This window comes from Vibrio sp. CAU 1672, assembly GCF_029223195.1.
Classification (GTDB): domain Bacteria; phylum Pseudomonadota; class Gammaproteobacteria; order Enterobacterales; family Vibrionaceae; genus Vibrio.
Genome location: NZ_JARHUF010000070.1, coordinates 1 through 1,144, shown reverse-complemented (window position 1 = coordinate 1,144; position 1,144 = coordinate 1). Strand labels below are relative to the sequence as shown.

The following is a 1,144-nucleotide window of genomic DNA, read 5'->3' as shown; positions in this document are numbered from 1 at the left end:
AGTTTCTAGCCATCGTAATGCAGCACGAAATAGATCATTTATCGGGTAACTTGTTTATCGACTATCTTTCGCCACTTAAGCGTCAAATGGCTATGAAAAAGGTTAAAAAGTACGTCAAAGCGCACTCTTAACCACGCTCATAACAAACTGTTCAAGAGGGATTCGCAACGCGTGGCATTTTCACTATGCGTTGGTTTAAGTGATTAAGGTGGTATGCGGCGGCATCGGTATTGCGTTGCTCACCCCTTAACAGGGCGTTAGCTTTTAAAGGAGTATAAATGGAAGACAGTGCACTAAAATCATTTTCCAGTTGGGAAATACTATATTTCGTATCAACCTACATATTGGCACTAGTTGCTGTTATTGGTTTTTGGTCGTCTCAAAAATCATCAGAAAATGTCTCTAAAGCCCTCAAGGTGATTCAAAGAGGTTTATCAAGTTTGTCTGAGCCTTTATTAAAGTTTAGAGATTATCAATGGGTCGTTGGCAAAAATGGGACAAATGTCATTTCTGTTGATAATCCACCTCAAGGGATAATGTTTTCATATGCTAATGTGTCAAATGTCCCTATTCAAATTGTCGATTCAGAGTTCAAGGTTTACTACGGTGACAAACTACTTGATGAGCCAACAACTCCAATGGGTACGGAAACCAAAGAGACTTTCATATTGGCTCCTAATGAACATGTTACAAGTGGGACTACTCAAGCAGATGTTTTCGAAAAATATTTAGGAAAACCAAAAGATAGAAGTTTGCCACCACATATCAACGTAAAGTTAGATGTCAGTTTCAAAACCATGGACGGAGAGTTGTTTAGTTACAAAGTGCATAGAGAAATGCACTTTGATATACGACAGCCCGGCTTACAAACAAGTAAAACTCTCATGGAGTCAATCGAAAGAAAAAGCTAACAAACTGTTTAAGAGGGATTCGCAACGCGTGGCATTTTTACTATGCGTTGGTTTAAGTGATTAAGGTGGTTTGCGGCGGCTTTTGTATTGCGTTGCTCACCCCTTAACAGGGCGTTATGTTTTCGAGGAAATATGTCACATATCGATAGTAGTAACTTGTATGAAGAGCTTGCTCAATTTGAACAATTGCCTGGGCTAATTGACAAGGTTTCGGTCGAGTCTTTTCAATCTGT

The 1,144-nt window shown here is 39.3% G+C and carries 2 protein-coding genes; both read left to right on the top strand.

The window, feature by feature from the left end; all coding sequences use genetic code 11:
• The coding region (locus tag P2G85_RS21465) for a peptide deformylase (RefSeq protein WP_275866024.1) at positions 1-131 on the top strand (131 nt) is incomplete at its 5' end.
• Positions 132-278: 147 nt separating this feature from the next.
• Positions 279-911, top strand: a complete 633-nt coding sequence (locus tag P2G85_RS21460; RefSeq protein ID WP_072600857.1) for a hypothetical protein — start codon at positions 279-281, stop codon at positions 909-911.
• Positions 912-1,144: the final 233 nt, after the last annotated feature.